The 15425-nt window shown below is 41.9% G+C and carries 18 protein-coding genes; 14 read left to right on the top strand and 4 right to left on the bottom strand.

What is annotated here, in order from left to right; all coding sequences use genetic code 11:
- Positions 1-167: 167 nt before the first annotated feature.
- The 4 genes from VL121_RS20325 to VL121_RS20310 all read left to right on the top strand — a co-directional run bounded on the left by VL121_RS20325 (position 168) and on the right by VL121_RS20310 (position 3167).
- The gene (locus tag VL121_RS20325) at positions 168-1091 is read left to right on the top strand and encodes a ClpXP adapter SpxH family protein (RefSeq protein ID WP_325408451.1); all 924 of its coding nucleotides are present in this window, start codon (positions 168-170) and stop codon (positions 1089-1091) included.
- A 143-nt stretch (positions 1092-1234) separates the two neighbouring features.
- On the top strand, positions 1235-2026 hold the full coding sequence (locus tag VL121_RS20320; protein ID WP_325408450.1) for a glucose 1-dehydrogenase: 792 nt from the start codon (positions 1235-1237) through the stop codon (positions 2024-2026).
- Positions 2027-2232: 206 nt separating this feature from the next.
- The gene (locus tag VL121_RS20315; protein WP_325408449.1) at positions 2233-2541 is read left to right on the top strand and encodes a VOC family protein; all 309 of its coding nucleotides are present in this window, start codon (positions 2233-2235) and stop codon (positions 2539-2541) included.
- Positions 2463-3167 carry a ring-cleaving dioxygenase gene (locus VL121_RS20310; protein WP_325408448.1) on the top strand — a complete coding sequence of 235 codons (705 nt, stop codon included), beginning with the start codon at positions 2463-2465 and terminating at the stop codon, positions 3165-3167. The genes VL121_RS20315 and VL121_RS20310 overlap by 79 nt, the downstream gene beginning before the upstream one ends.
- Positions 3168-3503: 336 nt before the next feature.
- Here the strand turns inward: VL121_RS20310 and VL121_RS20305 are convergent, their stop codons facing one another.
- From VL121_RS20305 to VL121_RS20295, 3 genes are all read right to left on the bottom strand, one after another.
- Positions 3504-4505 (bottom strand): LLM class flavin-dependent oxidoreductase, encoded by a 1002-nt coding sequence (locus tag VL121_RS20305; protein WP_325408447.1) that lies wholly within the window; start codon positions 4503-4505, stop codon positions 3504-3506.
- Positions 4506-4623: 118 nt separating this feature from the next.
- Entirely contained in the window at positions 4624-5178 is a 555-nt protein-coding gene (locus VL121_RS20300; RefSeq protein WP_325408446.1) for a YceI family protein, read from the bottom strand.
- Positions 5179-5255: 77 nt separating this feature from the next.
- The gene (locus tag VL121_RS20295; RefSeq protein WP_325408445.1) at positions 5256-6116 is read right to left on the bottom strand and encodes a pirin family protein; all 861 of its coding nucleotides are present in this window, start codon (positions 6114-6116) and stop codon (positions 5256-5258) included.
- 170 nt (positions 6117-6286) lie between these two features.
- On the opposite strand from VL121_RS20295, the gene VL121_RS20290 reads away from it, so the two are divergent.
- The gene (locus tag VL121_RS20290) at positions 6287-6610 is read left to right on the top strand and encodes a winged helix-turn-helix transcriptional regulator (protein ID WP_325408444.1); all 324 of its coding nucleotides are present in this window, start codon (positions 6287-6289) and stop codon (positions 6608-6610) included.
- Between the two features lie 94 nt (positions 6611-6704).
- Here VL121_RS20290 and VL121_RS20285 read toward each other — a convergent pair whose 3' ends face one another.
- Positions 6705-6959, bottom strand: coding sequence for a hypothetical protein (locus VL121_RS20285; protein WP_325408443.1), 255 nt, complete (start codon positions 6957-6959; stop codon positions 6705-6707).
- Positions 6960-7155: 196 nt separating this feature from the next.
- On the opposite strand from VL121_RS20285, the gene VL121_RS20280 reads away from it, so the two are divergent.
- The 9 genes from VL121_RS20280 (at position 7156) to nirK (ending at position 15312) form a co-directional block, all read left to right on the top strand.
- Complete coding sequence (locus VL121_RS20280; protein WP_325408442.1) at positions 7156-8193, top strand: TQO small subunit DoxD; 1038 nt, start codon at positions 7156-7158, stop codon at positions 8191-8193.
- A gap of 97 nt (positions 8194-8290) precedes the next feature.
- A complete protein-coding gene (locus VL121_RS20275) occupies positions 8291-9037 on the top strand; it encodes an HIRAN domain-containing protein (protein ID WP_325408441.1) in 747 nt (248 codons plus the stop codon).
- Between the two features lie 122 nt (positions 9038-9159).
- Positions 9160-9747 carry a TMEM175 family protein gene (locus VL121_RS20270; protein WP_325408440.1) on the top strand — a complete coding sequence of 196 codons (588 nt, stop codon included), beginning with the start codon at positions 9160-9162 and terminating at the stop codon, positions 9745-9747.
- A gap of 49 nt (positions 9748-9796) precedes the next feature.
- Complete coding sequence (locus VL121_RS20265; RefSeq protein ID WP_325408439.1) at positions 9797-10096, top strand: GNAT family N-acetyltransferase; 300 nt, start codon at positions 9797-9799, stop codon at positions 10094-10096.
- Between the two features lie 11 nt (positions 10097-10107).
- Positions 10108-10524 (top strand): OsmC family protein, encoded by a 417-nt coding sequence (locus VL121_RS20260; RefSeq protein WP_325408438.1) that lies wholly within the window; start codon positions 10108-10110, stop codon positions 10522-10524.
- Positions 10525-10755: 231 nt separating this feature from the next.
- Complete coding sequence (locus VL121_RS20255; protein WP_325408437.1) at positions 10756-11322, top strand: helix-turn-helix transcriptional regulator; 567 nt, start codon at positions 10756-10758, stop codon at positions 11320-11322.
- A 93-nt stretch (positions 11323-11415) separates the two neighbouring features.
- Positions 11416-13833 carry a heavy metal translocating P-type ATPase gene (locus tag VL121_RS20250; protein WP_325408436.1) on the top strand — a complete coding sequence of 806 codons (2418 nt, stop codon included), beginning with the start codon at positions 11416-11418 and terminating at the stop codon, positions 13831-13833.
- Between the two features lie 103 nt (positions 13834-13936).
- The gene (locus VL121_RS20245; protein ID WP_325408435.1) at positions 13937-14149 is read left to right on the top strand and encodes a heavy-metal-associated domain-containing protein; all 213 of its coding nucleotides are present in this window, start codon (positions 13937-13939) and stop codon (positions 14147-14149) included.
- Between the two features lie 23 nt (positions 14150-14172).
- Complete coding sequence (gene nirK, locus VL121_RS20240; RefSeq protein WP_325408434.1) at positions 14173-15312, top strand: copper-containing nitrite reductase; 1140 nt, start codon at positions 14173-14175, stop codon at positions 15310-15312.
- The last annotated feature ends 113 nt before the right edge of the window (positions 15313-15425 follow it).

The raw sequence follows: 15425 nt of genomic DNA, 5'->3' as shown, positions 1-15425 counted from the left end.
ATCCTGCAACAGATCATTAACCCACTGATATTAAGGTATTGATATTTATCAGGCGTTTTCATTGACGTTTGTCTATGCCATTTATTGTCCGTACGCAATGGCGCGGCTTTTTGGTGGCTGTACCTTTGCTATATCAACTTTTATTATTATTGAAAAAAACGAATGAGATGAATAACATAGAACAAATCAATCCGATGATGTGCGATTCCGAAACGGGTATTTGTGAAATACCTGGGGCGCTTACATCCCGTAATGATATCAATGCTGCCGCCAAACAACATAAAGTTCGTATCCATTATTTTACCGATCCGATCTGTTCATCCTGCTGGGGTATTGAACCGCAACTGCGAAAGCTGAAATTGGAATACGGCGAATATTTTGATATAGAATACAGAATGGGTGGCCTGCTGAAAGGATGGGATGTGTATAGCGGAAAAGATGTGAGCGGACCAACAAGCGTTGCACAACATTGGGACGAAGCAAGTGCTTATTACGATATGCCCATTGATGGCGATCTGTGGATAGAAGATCCTTTGACATCCTCCTATCCGCCTTCCATTGCCTTTAAAGCCGCGCAATTGCAGGGAGCGGAAAAAGGAATGAAATTTTTAAGAAGGATAAAGGAAATGGTGTTTCTGGAGAAGAAGAATATTACCAAATGGGAACACCTGCTGCAGGCTGCTATAGAAACAGGATTGGATACTGCAAAATTTAAAAATGATTTTGAAAACAGCGCGAAAGCATTATTTGAAGAAGACCTCGCGCTGGCAAGGCAATTGGGCGTGAGAGGTTTTCCAGGTATATTTTTTACCGATGAAGACAATAACCGGTTTTTGGTGTATGGTTCCAAATCTTACGAACACTACGAACAGGCTTTACTGAAACTATATCCTGGCGCCGTAAAAAAGAGCATTGACTCATCCTGGGAAAACCTTTTCGGCCATTATCCTACACTTACTACCAAGGAATTTGCTGTACTGGCTAATAAGCCCAAAGAAGATGCAGCAGTTTTTTTAAATGATTTGTACCTGCAGCAAAAGATAGGAAAGCATGATTCGAAGAACGGTGTTTTATGGAAAGTAAGAAACTAAGCATAGTTGTTGCTATAAAACATTTAAAAAGTTAATCATGAAAAAAGAAATGGTAGTTATGGACGGAGGTTTTGCAGGGATCAACCTGGCGAAGAAACAATAGCTTGGGGCATAATTTTAAATCACAAATTAAAAATAAAATCATGAAAAGATTAGAAAGTAAAGTAGTCATCATCACAGGTGCTGCAATGGGACTCGGTCTTGCAACCGCAAAAGAACTTGCTTCACGGGGAGTCAATCTCACTCTTGTAGATTATAATGCAAAAAGTTTGGATGATGCCAGGGCAGAACTCAATAAAGAATTCCCTGATGTAAAAGTCATTACCGTTGTGGCCGATGTTTCCCAGGAAGATGCCGTAAAAAATTATGTAGATGAAACCGTAAAAGCCTTTGGCCGCATTGATGGTTTATACAACAATGCAGGTATTGAAGGTAAGCAGGCTAGCATTACTGAGTATGATGTGAACGTTTTTAAAAAAGTTATTGATATCAACCTGATGGGCGTGTATTACGCCATGCGTTATGTTATTCCTGTTATGCAGAAACAAAAATATGGACGTATTGTAAACGTTGCATCTGTTGGTGGCATCCGTGGTGTGCTAAATCAAATGCCGTACGTTGCCAGTAAACATGCGGTTTCGGGCATGACAAAAAATGCCGCTCTTGAATACGGCCGGGACGGGATCAATACAAATGCTATTGCACCTGGTGCAATACTTACACCAATGGTTGCTGAAGCCTTCAGACAAGTTAATCCAACTGACCCAAAAGCGGCAGAAACAGAATATGCTCAGCGTAACCCTGTCAAGCGATTGGGCTTACCGCACGAGGTAGCCAAAGTAGTTGCATTTCTGTTAAGTGAGGATGCGTCTTATTTGAATGGACAAACCATTGCAATTGATGGCGGAGAATCGAATGTTTATGGAAATGTTTAAGCCGTGAAATAACCAGGAGGAGCATCATAAAAAAACAACCTTCCGGGAAGAATACACAACGCTCCTTAAAAAATTTGATATATCTTTTGAAGATAAATACCTGTTTGATTTTTTTGATTAGCTTATTTGCAGGAGGCTCCTATGGAGCTGAAATACCATCTGCAATAAAATACCGACACCTTTATAAACAATTTCAAAACCTGATCATGGAAAATAAAATATTGGGTCTTCATCACATCACGGCCATTGCAGGTAATGCAAAGCGCAATTATGAATTTTATACAAAGGTGCTTGGTTTAAGAATGGTTAAAAAAACCGTGAACTTTGATGATCCCGGCACCTATCATTTTTATTTTGGCGATGAAAAAGGAATACCCGGAAGCATACTCACTTTTTTCCCTGGGAGGGAATCGGGCAGGGGAGAGCAGGTACAGGGATGGCAACGGATATCGGTTATTCCGTTCCAAAAAACAGTCTTGCATTTTGGACAGACCGCTTTAAAAAATTTAATATAAAACATAGTGAAGCGGCGGAAAGGTTTGGTGAGCAATATCTTGCTTTCCGGGATCCCGATGGTTTGAATATTGATCTTATTGTTTCCAATAATGACGACATAAGAAAGCCATGGGAAATGGAAGAAGTAAAAGCGGATGTGGCCACAAAAGGTTTTCACAATATTACGCTGACCCTGAAAAATATAAAAGCCACTGCTGAAATACTGACGGATATATTGAGTTACAAACTGCTGAAACAGGATGGCAACCGTTATCGTTTTATTACAGATGCTATTGAGAATGCAGCTATCGTAGACATATTGGAATTGCCCGGTACGGCCGGCGGTTATAATGCTGCAGGAACCAATCATCATATTGCTTTTAGGGTAAAGGATGATACTATTTTAATGGCGTATCGTGAAAAAATTGCCGGAAGGGGTTTAAGCATTACGCCAAAAATTGACCGTGATTATTTCTTCTCTTTATATTTCCGTGAGCCCGGCGGCGTGTTGTTTGAACTGGCTACAGATAATCCCGGGTTTACGAGGGATGAACAGTTGAATGAGCTGGGCACTCACCTCAAACTACCAAAGCAGTACGAATCGTCAAGAGCAGAGATTGAGAAGGCTTTGCCTTCACTCAGCTAGTGTCATGTTTATCATAAAATGACGTATTTCTTGCCACGAATGCAAGAATGTTTATTTGTGCCTGCCCGTCCGTTCAGGCGGGCATTCTGTACAACAAATTATTCCTGTTGCAAAAATTATCCTGAATAATTCCTGATATTCTTAGAAAGGGAAAGCCACAGATACACGAATGAACGATGAACCGAAAAAAGGTTTATTCGTGTGTTCGTGGTAAAGCAAACTGTTGTATACAAAAAACATCCTGCCCGCAGGACGCTGAAATTCGTAGCTATATCTTTAATAATTTATGCTTACCCTAACCCTATTTATACGCCTCTGATATTCCCGTCTCTTCACTTATATTTCCTTCATTATTTCAGCAAATATCCTGTAAGACTTCACCCTGTCTTCATGATCGTATATATTGGAAACAACCATGATTTCATTCACTCCCGTTTGCGCTAAAAAGGTTTCGGTTTTTTTCTTTACTGTTTCCCTGTTGCCCACAAAACTGTACTTCAACATTTGCTGTAAAGCAGGGTTTTCCAATAGCCCTCGCAGTTCGGGCGTCATTTCGGTGGGTTCCTGGAGGTATGCGGAAACTCCTGTAAAAACAGCAAGAAACATCCGGATCAAAGAAGTTGAAATTCTTTCCGCTTCTTCGTTTGTATCTGCTGCCATAACATTGATACAGGCAATGGTGTAAGGCTCCTGCAAAAATTCCGATGGTTGAAAATTATTGTAATAAATATTGAGCGCTTCAAACATATGGGTAGTTGCAAAATGACTGGCAAAAGCATAAGGCAACCCCTTTGCTGCCGCCAAATGTGCACTGTCGGTGCTGGACCCCAAAATGTACAGGGGAACATCCACCCCTTCAGCAACCGTAGCCCGTACTTTGGCAGCACTGTTTGCCGGTGAAAAATATTGTTGAATCTGGCTTATTTCTTCCGGAAATTTATACACCGACTGCATCCTGTCGGCGCGGATGGCCTGAGCTGTAACCTGGTCTGTGCCGGGAGCCCTTCCCAGTCCCAGATCAATACGGTTGGGATAAAGTGACCCTAAAGTGCCGAATTGCTCGGCCACGATAAGTGGTGAGTGATTGGGCAGCATGATCCCGCCGGAACCTACTCTTATCTTTTTTGTTCCACCTGCTATGTAGCCAATCAGTACCGCTGTAGCCGAACTGGCAATGCCAATAGCATTGTGATGCTCTGCCAGCCAAAAACGATGGTAACCAAAAGCTTCTGCCTGTTGCGCCAGGTGGAGGCTCCTTTCAAAGGTTTCTGTCGCGGTGCTTCCGTTGGAAACAGCCGCCAATTCTAATATGGAATACGGTATATGCTTTCGCTTCATTGTCATTTTAGTTCGCCGGGTTTTTTGCAGTGATGATATGCCGCCATATCAACATACGACCCTTTGATATTTTAATTGCTTTTTTCTAAAAAGAAGGACACTATAAATCTAACGCCTTTTATACTGTGGCGGGTTCTGCTATTGCTTGTTTTACAAACTGCGCATTGGCCAGTAGTTTTACCTCTTCACCCAATGCAATGCCTCCTGTTTCCGTAAACATGCCAAAACTTACGCCAAAATCTTTACGGTTTATTTTCCCGCTCAGCGAAAAGCCAATGCGGGTATTGCCCCAGGGATCTTTTGTAATTCCGCCAAATTCAGCATCCAGCACAATGTTTTTTCTTATGCCCCTCATGGTCAGCACGCCATGAACCTTATACGCTTCCTCATCTGTATTTTCTACTTTTTCCGTTTCGAAAATCAACTGAGGATGATTTTCAACATCAAAAAAATCACTGTTCTTTAAATGCGTATCCCGTTGTTCATTATTGGTACTGATAGAATTTACGTCTGCGGTAAAAAGCCCTTTGGCCGTAGCAAAATCTTCAGCTTCCATTTCTATATTCCCTTCAAACTGGTTAAACTGCCCTGTTACGGTTGAGATCATTAAATGTTTTACTTTAAACTGAATTTCAGAATGTGTGGGGTCTATTGCCCATTTGGTTGTTGTCATTTTTTTTGTTTTTAAATTGTATGTGGTTAACGGCTGCCGTACTGTTCATTGCTAACAGTGAGGTTTTATTTCAGGTATTAGTTAGCCTTTGTAAAAAATGAAATGTCATTCATTTTGCCTTGACGGTATTCGCTGTATAGTCGTGAAATATCTTCCTGACTGTCTCCAATAAAGGGTCCGTGAGAAACGATAGGATTGCCCTGTGGTTGTGCTGAATATAAAAGAAAACGAACTCCGGTATCACCGGCAGTCAATCTTAATTCACTTGAAGTGTTGTCAGTATATCTATCCAGCCAACCAACCTGGTTTTGACTAATAATTTTATCATCGTCACCTGCTTTTAAACTTCCTTCCAATACATATAAAAAAGTAGTGAAGGATGATGGAATATTTTGCAGCGTTGATATGCCTGCCTGCATTTGAATGTCTGCAAGTATCAGGGGAACGTAATTGGATACAGGTGATGTAACGCCTGCAAATGAACCGCTGTAAATCTTTATGTTCAATCCATTTTCAGATACTATTGGAACATCCTTCAATGATAAATCCTGCAGCTTTGGCATAGTCCATCTTTTATCTTTTGGGAGATTTAGCCACAACTGCATAAGACGCATTTTGACTTTCTTATCAATTGTTTCCGTGTGAACAACTCCGCTACCTGCTGTCATTATCTGCAAACCGCCAGCTTTCATTTTATGAGCGCCATCACCCATTTCGCCTTCAATCAACAAACTAACAGTTTCAAAACCGGCATGTGGATGTGGTCCACCCACTGGCACTTCATCTTTCTTATCAAGCATATCATCCATTAATACAATGAAAGGGTCACTTTGTTTGTAGTCGGTTTGAATAACAGCGCGGGCTGTATGTCCTGCCCCCAAAAATCCCGGACGAGGCTGGGGAGTTTGAACGTTAATTAGTTTTCTTTTGGTGGTCATAGTATTTTCTTTTAATGTTATATATTCAACTTTAATTCATTACTGCAAATTTACCATTATTTACTATACCTTTGTAAGTACTATACCAATGTATAGCACTATACTATATGATAGCCAGACAAAAAACAATGAAGAAACCGGTGGAACCCGTGCACTCAGAATGTATGGGGATGTTACGCCCGATAAGGGATGCATTAGATGTTTTAAATGGTAAATGGAAGCTTCCCATCATTGTAGCGTTAACCTTCGGCGAAAAGCGTTTCGGAGAAATATCGAAAGAGGTGCATGGCATTACCGACAGAATGCTATCCAAGGAACTGCGCGACCTGGAGATAAACGGGCTTGTAAAACGCACGGTGGAAGACGCTTACCCTGTTAAAGTTACGTATGCCTTAACACAGCATAGTAAATCGCTTAATGAGGTAATTGAATCGTTAAAGAAGTGGGGAATATTGCATAGAAAAAACATTTTGCAGCGTTCGTTAAAGAAATAGATCAACCTGCATGTTTTTATATTTAACAAACCTTCGGATTCAAAAAAATAAATAAGTTGTACCCTTGCAAAAAACATAAAATAATTACTAAATCTCACTTACATAACACACTCAGAATTGCTTTTACATGCGTAGCGTTCATGCTTGCTTTTTTGCTGCCATGCCAGTTAAAACGGGCGGTTAAGATTTCGTTGAACCTGCCTGTTCCGTCAGAAAGTTCTTCTACAATCAGTATGGTAAATAACTGTACTTCTTTGAGCGGACTAAGAGACGCTACAGTACCGGCAGACATTAAAAAGGCGTTTCCTTTTTTAAGTATTTTGTTTGCCGCAACCGCTTTCTTGCTCATTCATTTATTTCAAAAGAGTGCTGGTAACTGCTTTCTTAGCGACCCGTTCAGGTGTAACACTCCTTTATTTCTTTATCACAGGAAGATACGGGTTTGATCGTTCTCCTTAGTCCATTTTTTTATTATAATAAGCACGGGCTTCACCTATTTTTATACCGGGTTGTAATCCGGAAGGAGAATCATTAAACAATAGCACATGAACAATAACAACTACAATAATAGCAATCAACATGCATTTATGATGGCAGGCTTGTTTACGCTGGCGCTGCGTCTGGTTACGGGCTGGACCTATTTTTCCGCTTTTTGGCGGAGATTAATTCTGGAAAACAAATTAGATCCCGATGCAGCGGGTTATATCGGTGAAAAATTCAATCATTTTTTGCCTAACGCATTAGGTATAAAACCCGTAATAGAGTACCTGGTAACTCACCCCGATAGTTTGTGGTGGGCAATGGCCGCTTTCACCCTCATTGAAGGAATTGTGGGCTTACTTTTTATGCTTGGATCGTTTACCAGGCTTATGAGCATTGGCGTATTCAGTCTTGCCATGGGTATTTTGTTGGGTTCGGGATGGCTGGGCACCACCTGTTTGGATGAATGGCAGATCGGAATATTGGGGCTAGCCTCAGGGTTCACGATATTCTTTTCCGGCGGTGGAAAGCATTCTCTGGACTACTGGCTTAGTTCAAAGTCATTTAAACTAACGCATCAAAAATGGTTTGCGTGGCTGGGTTCCGGCGTATTACCCACTAAACCGAACCGCCTGCATAAAATAGTATTTTCAGGAGCCATAATTATTTTGATGATTAGCCTTTTTACCAACCAATATTTTCATGGTGGTGTTTGGGGAACGTTGCACAATAAATCCGTAAAGCCCAAAATTGAAATAATGGAAGCGGATATTGATCAGGATATACTTTCCTTTAGTGTATTTAGAGTAGAAGGAGCAGATGTGTACGGTTCCTTTTTGATTGGCATAACTTTAACCAGCAGCAACGGGAATATTATTCTGGAAAAGAATAATAGAGATTTAGCCGCATTTCCGGAAAATAACATCACCAATACATATGTTGCCAAAGTAAAGCCGGGCAAGCATAGTCTGGTGATACCCCTTGGGGCAAAGGCCAAATTAACGATCCGGGATAACGCCCTTGGCAATTTACCGGGAGGGAACTACCAGTTAACGTTAACCGATATTAGCGGTTTAACCTGGACGGAAAATATAATACTTTGATTAAGTGTGCCTTATGCGAATATCCAGGAACCAGGTAATAGGTACGCGGATAACCCAATAATTTCCTTAATTTACAGCTATACCCAACCCTTTACTGATGGATCGTTCCGATTTTTTAAAGCGCCTGATCGCTTCCGTTACTATTGGAAAGCTTCCTGTTTCTCTTACTAAGGGATTTAGGAAGATTTATCTGCTGCAAAATTTTATTGCCGGTTTCAGGCATTATGAAGGTATGCAGTTGCTGGATAGTATGAAAGCTGGCGACTTGCTGGAGCTGGCAAGGGAGCCGGGCAATATACACGATGATTGCGCTATAGCCCTTCATTGGCAGGGTAAGAAAATAGGGTATATACCTGCGGCCATTAATGAAATGCTGAGTTATTTACTGGATGCGGAAGCGTTGAGCCTGTTTGCAGTAATTACACATCTTGAAAAAAATGCGAAGCCCTGGGAGAATGTGGCCGTGGCTGTTTATTTTGTTCAGGAGGTCAATGAGGATCTGCCTGCTCATGCCACCTATCTTACACGTATAGAAGCGCCGCATTACCGTACCTTGCATAAAAAGAAAGAAGAGAAGCAACGGCGATCCGTTATTACCGCCGGGGAATTGTTTGATAATACAGACAGGGTGATTAATCTTGATGCCATTCGCCCCGAACAGCAGGAAATTAGAACATACTTTGAAAAGTACTATGGGAAGTATCCGGTAAGCATGAATAAACCGGGTACATACGTGCATGTAAAGGATGATGGCATATATACCTACATGTATGAAATTGATGATGATATTAATGAACAGACAGATGAAAAAGGGAAAAAATGGCTGGAGTTTTTCCTGGTATAAACATTACTCCGGATTGTAGCATTGTTTTCTTTCCTAAAAAACCGAAATTTGGAATCAGGAGATTAGATTTTTGATCTGGCAAAATGCATCAAAAAATTTAACTTACCCTCCCAATAAATATTATGCATAAAGGCCGCTTGGAAGCATTCAGTGATGGTGTTATCGCCATTATTATAACCATTATGGTTTTAGAGCTGAAGGTTCCGCATAGTGATAATATTACGGCGCTTAAACCATTATTGCCCGTGCTGATGAGCTATATGCTCAGTTTTATTTATGTGGGTATTTACTGGAATAACCACCATCACATGCTGTTTACTGTAGAAAAGATTAATGGTACCGTATTGTGGGCAAACCTGCATTTGCTTTTTTGGTTGTCTGTAATCCCCTTTGTAACTGCGTGGATGGGTGAGAATCATTTCACGAAATGGCCTGTTGTAATGTATGGTATTGTTTTGATCATGACTGCTATTGCTTATACGGTTCTGGCGGCAATACTCATGAAGCGGGAAGGGAAAGAGAGTAAACTTTCTAAGGCATTTGGCAACGACCGCAAAGGCAAACTATCTATTTTACTTTATGCTGTAGCTATCAGCCTGGCATTTATAAATACAATTATTAGTTTAATGCTTTACCTGCTGGTTGCCATTATCTGGTTTATTCCTGACCTGCGTATTGAAAGAGTTTTGACGGGTCGTGAAAAAGGCTGATACCATGCTGCGGCAGAGGAGGCGGAATATTTACTTCTAAATTTTTTTTATGAATGATGTTAAACTAAAGCTGGATGAAAAAGGACATGGGCATTTTTATATTTCAGATGGAGAAGAGCAGGTGGCGGAAATGGTAGTGAGCGTTGCTCATGGTATGCTTACCGTGTATCATACCGAAGTGCTGCCAAAAGGGGAAGGCAAGGGATTAGCAAAGCAATTACTGGCTGCCATGGTAGATCATGCCCGTAAAAATCAATTGAAGGTAATTCCGCTATGCCCCTATGTGCATGCGCAGTTTAAACGACACCACGATGAGTATGCGGATGTATGGTATAAGTCTGATCAATAAAAATAACGCTGTTGAACAACGGAAAGATCATCGCTTCTGCGGAAGCGGAAAATAACGGAGAACGATACACTACGCCCGTACGGTCAGGTAAACATACCTGGCTGGCCGATGAGTTGGAAGCCCTCGGAGGAAAAAATGCAGGTCCCGCGCCGGGCGACTACCTGTGTATGGCCCTGGCATCCTGTAAAGCCATTACACTGCGTATGTATGTGCTGCGCAAGCAATGGAATATGGATGTGATTAATGTAAAAGTAAACCTGGTGAGGAGTAATGAACCACCGGCGGGACTGAATACATTTTATTGTGAGGTGAATGTAAGTGGTGATATGGACGAAGATCAAAAGAAAAGATTATTACAGATCGCCAAAGCCTGCCCGGTTAGCCGGCTGTTAGGCAAGCCTAATGAAGTGGTTACGGTTATCGTGTAAAAAGAAAATACTTTTTCAACCTGCGGGAAAGAGGGTGCATTTCGGCCTGCCGTGGGCGGTGTCTTCACCGCCCACATGAAGCAAAGCCGTGCAACAATTTGAACTTCTCTCACCGAAGGTAAATACACCCCAGGAAAGATGAGAGACCATCCGCTGAAAAAAATGACATTAAATTTACATCCGGCTGTTGAATGAATGGTATAACAGCATGCATAAAACAAATTACAGCACGTGAAACTTATAATAAAAAATATGGTTTGTCCCCGATGCATTAGCTCGGTGGAGCAAATTTTAAAAGACAATAAATTGCAGGCTCAATATATTCGTTTGGGAGAAGTGGAATTAACCAAAGACCCGGGGAAAAAGAAACTGGAGCAATTTTCAGCGGCGCTTAACAGGAACGGTTTTGAATTATTGGACGACCAGAAAATGCAGTTGATCGAAAAAATAAAAAACCTGCTTATCGGCAAAGTACAGCATGGAAATATAGAAGATCATTTTAGTGTAAGCAAATACCTGGGTGAAAAGATATTCAGAGACTATTCGTCTCTCAGCAAATTATTTTCAGAAGTAGAAGGTATCACCATCGAGCAATTCTTCATTTTGCAAAAACTGGAAAAAGTAAAGGAATGGCTCATGTACAATGAGCTGTCTTTAAGCCAGATTGCCTTTAACCTGGGTTACAGCAGTACACAGCATTTGAGCAACCAGTTTAAAAAATTAACAGGAATGACACCCACACAATTCAAACAATTAGGAGCATCGCACCGCAAAGCTATTGATGCCATTCACAAATGATCCGTTCTGCAATTAGATGTACATTTTATCCATAACAATGTAACAGTGGCTATAGTATAGTTTCGAACTTTGTATCATTAAACTTGCAACAAGATGAATACAAAGAACCATACGTATAGTTTGCCTTTAACAGGAGTGGAAAGTGAACATTGCGCATTGATTGTTGATAAGGGCTTAAGCAAGATAGCAGGTATTACCACGCATAAAGTGGAATTAAACAACAAAAGAGCGGTTATTGATACCGGCGATGCAGTGGAAATATTGCCACAGGCGGTTAAGGCCATCCGCAACCTGGGCTATGGAGTAGACACCATAAAACAATCCTTCCCGGTGCTTAATATGAGCTGCGCTTCCTGTGCTGCAAGTTCCGAAAGTATTTTGCAAAGTCAGCCCGGCGTTGTAACGGTGTCGGTTAATTATGCCAATGGAAACGCGCTGGTGGAATATCTTCCAACGGTTACCGGCCCTGCCCGGTTTAAAACAGCACTACAGGGCATAGGGTACGACCTGGTGATTGATGAAAGTGAAGATGCGAAAGATGCGCTTGAAGCGCTGCAGCAAAAGCAATACAAAGCGCTCAAGGCGAAAACCATTGCTGCTGCAGCGCTTTCCGTACCTGTTGTAATAATCGGCATGTTCTTTATGGCTATGCCTTACGCCAACTATATCATGTGGGTATTGAGCACACCGGTTATTTTTATTTTTGGAAAACAATTCTTCGTGGGCGCCTGGAAGCAAATGACGCACCGCTCGGCTAATATGGACACCCTGGTAGCATTAAGCACAGGGGTAGCGTATTTATTCAGTACTTTTAATACTTTATTCCCGGCTTACTGGCATAGCAAAGGCTTGCATGCGCATGTGTATTTTGAAGCCGCAGCAGTAATCATTGCGTTTATATTACTGGGAAAATTACTGGAAGAAAAAGCGAAGGGAAACACTTCCTCCGCCATCAAAAGGCTGATGGGCTTACAGCCTAAAACGGTTACTGTAATCCATGAAGATGGTAGCCAGGCGGAAATGCCCGTTGCCGGCGTAACAGTAGGTACAGTCTTACTGGTGAAGCCGGGAGAAAGAATACCGCTGGATGGAACAGTTAGCGCCGGGAATTCTTTTGTAGATGAAAGCATGATCAGCGGCGAGCCTGTACCGGTTGAGAAAATAAAGGGTGAACAAGTGTTTGCAGGAACCATTAATCAAAAAGGAAGTTTTCAGTTTATTGCCGGCAAAGTAGGCGGCGATACGGTGCTGGCACATATTATTAAAATGGTACAGGAAGCCCAGGGCAGCAAGGCGCCTGTACAAAAATTAGTAGATAAGATCGCCGGTATTTTTGTTCCTGTAGTAATAGGCATTGCATTGCTTAGCTTGGTATTATGGATTATTGCAGGGGGCAACAATGGGTTTACCCACGGATTACTGGCAATGATTACCGTATTGGTTATCGCTTGTCCGTGTGCGTTAGGACTGGCCACGCCAACCGCCATTATGGTGGGTGTGGGTAAGGGTGCCGAAAATGGTATACTTATCAAAGACGCCGAAAGCCTGGAGCTGGCAAAAAAAACAGACGTTGTTATTCTCGACAAAACCGGAACCGTAACCGAGGGAAAACCTGCCGTTACCGGTATCATTTGGCTGAATAACGATGCAAAGGAACTTCCGGTTCTTTTATCTGTTGAAAAACAATCGGAACACCCGCTGGCAGAAGCGGTAGTGAAACATTTTAATGCCGTGCGTGATGTACCTGTGCAGCATTTTGAAAGTTTAACGGGATTTGGCGCAAAAGCGCAGGTAAATGATCAAACCTGGTATGTGGGCAACCTGCCATTATTGCAAAAAAACAATATAACGGTTCCGGATCAGTTACGGCATGCGGCTGCAAAATGGCTGGCAGAAGCTAAAACGGTGATCTACTTTGCCAATGAAAAACAGGCGCTGGCGGCGGTGGCCATTGCCGACACCATAAAACCCTCTTCCACGGAAGCTGTAAAGCAGTTGCAGGATGCCGGCATAACCGTGTATATGCTTACAGGCGATAATGCCGCTACGGCAAAAGCTATTGCCGGCCAGGTGGGAATAAAGCATTTTAAAGCGGAAGTATTACCGGCGCAAAAGGCGGAGTTTGTAAAAGCCCTGCAACAGCAGGGTAAAACAGTGGCCATGGTAGGCGATGGTATTAACGACAGCAACGCGCTGGCGCAGGCAGATGTAAGTATAGCTATGGGCAAAGGCAGCGATATTGCAATGGATGTGGCTAAAATGACCATCATTTCATCCGATCTTTCTAAAATTCCCAAAGCCATTCAATTATCAAAACGCACGGTTGCCACCATTAAACAAAATCTGTTCTGGGCGTTTATTTATAATCTTATTGGTATTCCTGTAGCTGCCGGTATCCTTTATCCCTTTAACGGCTTTCTGTTAAACCCAATGATTGCAGGAGCGGCAATGGCTTTAAGTTCCGTAAGCGTGGTAACGAACAGCTTAAGATTAAAGTGGTTGAAATTGTGAACCGGTTGGTATTATGCATCTAATGAAGTATAACAGATTACAAAAGGAATATATGCAGCACGCATTGCCATAAACAGGTAATTTAATTATAAAACAAAAAATCATGAAAACAATACAACTCAAAACAAATATCCATTGCAGCGGATGTGTAGAAAAAGTAACACCTTCACTGAATGAAACTTTTGGTGAAGCCAACTGGAAGGTGGATACTGCAGATCCTAAAAAAATATTAACGGTTACTGCAGGCAATGCAGATGAAAAGGATGTGATAGCAGCAGTGGAAAAAGCGGGCTATAAGGCCGAAAAGCTGAACTGAACAGTCATTTAAATATATAAACGATGAAAAAAAACACATTTAAACAAACAGTACCTCCTGTTAACCTGCTTTTACAATTATTTATTGCTATTGGTTTAGTAATTTTATTTGCCGCATGTAAACAGGGAGGCTCTGTTGCGGTAATAGATAAAACGTACGAAGGTGATAACCTGGAAAGGGTTACCCAGGAAATGGTTGCTCCCCCGCTTTTGCCAAAGCACGACCAGGCGGCTATTGGTGGTCCGAAGATCATTGCGGTAACTTTAACCATAGCCGAAAAGAAAATAGCAGTAGCCCCCGGCGATTCTGTTTGGGCAATGACGTTTAATGGTTCAGTACCCGGGCCAATGATTGTTGTACATCAGGATGATTTTGTAGAGCTAACGCTTAAAAACCCCGCCACTAATACCCAGATTCATAATATAGATTTTCACGCGGCAACAGGTGAGATGGGCGGAGGCGATATATCTATGGTTAACCCCGGGCAGGAAGTGAAATTCAGGTTCAGGGCTACCAGGGCGGGAGTATTTGTATACCATTGCGCACCGGGAGGAATGATGGTACCTATGCACGTTGTTTCAGGCATGAATGGCGCCATAATGGTGCTGCCACGCGAAGGACTAAAAGATGAGAAAGGCAACGCCGTTACTTACGATAAGGCCTTTTATATTGCGGAGCAGGATTTTTATTTACCCAAAGACGCCGATGGGAAATTTAAAAATATTGCCACGCCCCAGCAGAGCATGCAGGAAATGGAAGCGGCTATCAAAACCCTTACTCCTACACATATTGTTTTTAATGGAAAAAAAGGGGCATTAACAGGAAAAAACGCGCTTACTGCCAAAGTGGGAGAAAAGGTTTTATTTATTACTTCGCAGGCCAACCGCGATACCCGTATCCACCTGATTGGCGGTCATGCTGACCTGTATTGGCCGGGAGGAAAATTTAATAATCAGCCCTATACCGATCTCGAAACCTGGGCTGTACCCGGTGGTTCTGCTGCAGCCGCCTTATATAAGTTCCGTGAACCGGGTACTTACGCATATTTAAATCATAACCTGATAGAAGCTTTTGCTTTTGGGGCTGTTGCCCAGATAAAAATAGAAGGGGAATGGGATAACAGCCTCATGAAGCAGGTTGAAAAACCGGGTCCCATTAAATAATTTTATACGGGAGGGTAATATGTAGTCTTGGTTTCAAAATGGCATTTGTAACTTTATAATATAAAGAAAGAACGGCAACGGCATGGTGATTTGCATTCATTTTAAAAAAACAG

The sequence above is a fragment of the Agriterribacter sp. genome (genome assembly GCF_035497235.1).
Lineage (GTDB): Bacteria > Bacteroidota > Bacteroidia > Chitinophagales > Chitinophagaceae > Agriterribacter.
The sequence above is the reverse complement of the archived record's forward strand: the minus strand, read 5'-3'. Positions and strand labels throughout refer to the sequence as shown.

What these genes read in the sequence shown, in the direction of transcription:
- VL121_RS20285 (WP_325408443.1), bottom strand. Translation starts at nt 6,959, where the DNA reads ATGAGCAAGAAAGCGGTTGCGGCAAACAAAATACTTAAAAAAGGAAAC.
- VL121_RS20270 (WP_325408440.1), top strand. Translation starts at nt 9,160, where the DNA reads ATGCATAAAGGCCGCTTGGAAGCATTCAGTGATGGTGTTATCGCCATT.
- VL121_RS20325 (WP_325408451.1), top strand. Translation starts at nt 168, where the DNA reads ATGAATAACATAGAACAAATCAATCCGATGATGTGCGATTCCGAAACG.
- VL121_RS20250 (WP_325408436.1), top strand. Translation starts at nt 11,416, where the DNA reads ATGAATACAAAGAACCATACGTATAGTTTGCCTTTAACAGGAGTGGAA.
- VL121_RS20295 (WP_325408445.1), bottom strand. Translation starts at nt 6,116, where the DNA reads ATGACCACCAAAAGAAAACTAATTAACGTTCAAACTCCCCAGCCTCGT.
- VL121_RS20245 (WP_325408435.1), top strand. Translation starts at nt 13,937, where the DNA reads ATGAAAACAATACAACTCAAAACAAATATCCATTGCAGCGGATGTGTA.
- VL121_RS20275 (WP_325408441.1), top strand. Translation starts at nt 8,291, where the DNA reads ATGGATCGTTCCGATTTTTTAAAGCGCCTGATCGCTTCCGTTACTATT.
- VL121_RS20280 (WP_325408442.1), top strand. Translation starts at nt 7,156, where the DNA reads ATGAACAATAACAACTACAATAATAGCAATCAACATGCATTTATGATG.
- VL121_RS20290 (WP_325408444.1), top strand. Translation starts at nt 6,287, where the DNA reads ATGTTACGCCCGATAAGGGATGCATTAGATGTTTTAAATGGTAAATGG.
- VL121_RS20320 (WP_325408450.1), top strand. Translation starts at nt 1,235, where the DNA reads ATGAAAAGATTAGAAAGTAAAGTAGTCATCATCACAGGTGCTGCAATG.
- VL121_RS20315 (WP_325408449.1), top strand. Translation starts at nt 2,233, where the DNA reads ATGGAAAATAAAATATTGGGTCTTCATCACATCACGGCCATTGCAGGT.
- VL121_RS20305 (WP_325408447.1), bottom strand. Translation starts at nt 4,505, where the DNA reads ATGAAGCGAAAGCATATACCGTATTCCATATTAGAATTGGCGGCTGTT.
- nirK (WP_325408434.1), top strand. Translation starts at nt 14,173, where the DNA reads ATGAAAAAAAACACATTTAAACAAACAGTACCTCCTGTTAACCTGCTT.
- VL121_RS20310 (WP_325408448.1), top strand. Translation starts at nt 2,463, where the DNA reads ATGGCAACGGATATCGGTTATTCCGTTCCAAAAAACAGTCTTGCATTT.
- VL121_RS20300 (WP_325408446.1), bottom strand. Translation starts at nt 5,178, where the DNA reads ATGACAACAACCAAATGGGCAATAGACCCCACACATTCTGAAATTCAG.
- VL121_RS20265 (WP_325408439.1), top strand. Translation starts at nt 9,797, where the DNA reads ATGAATGATGTTAAACTAAAGCTGGATGAAAAAGGACATGGGCATTTT.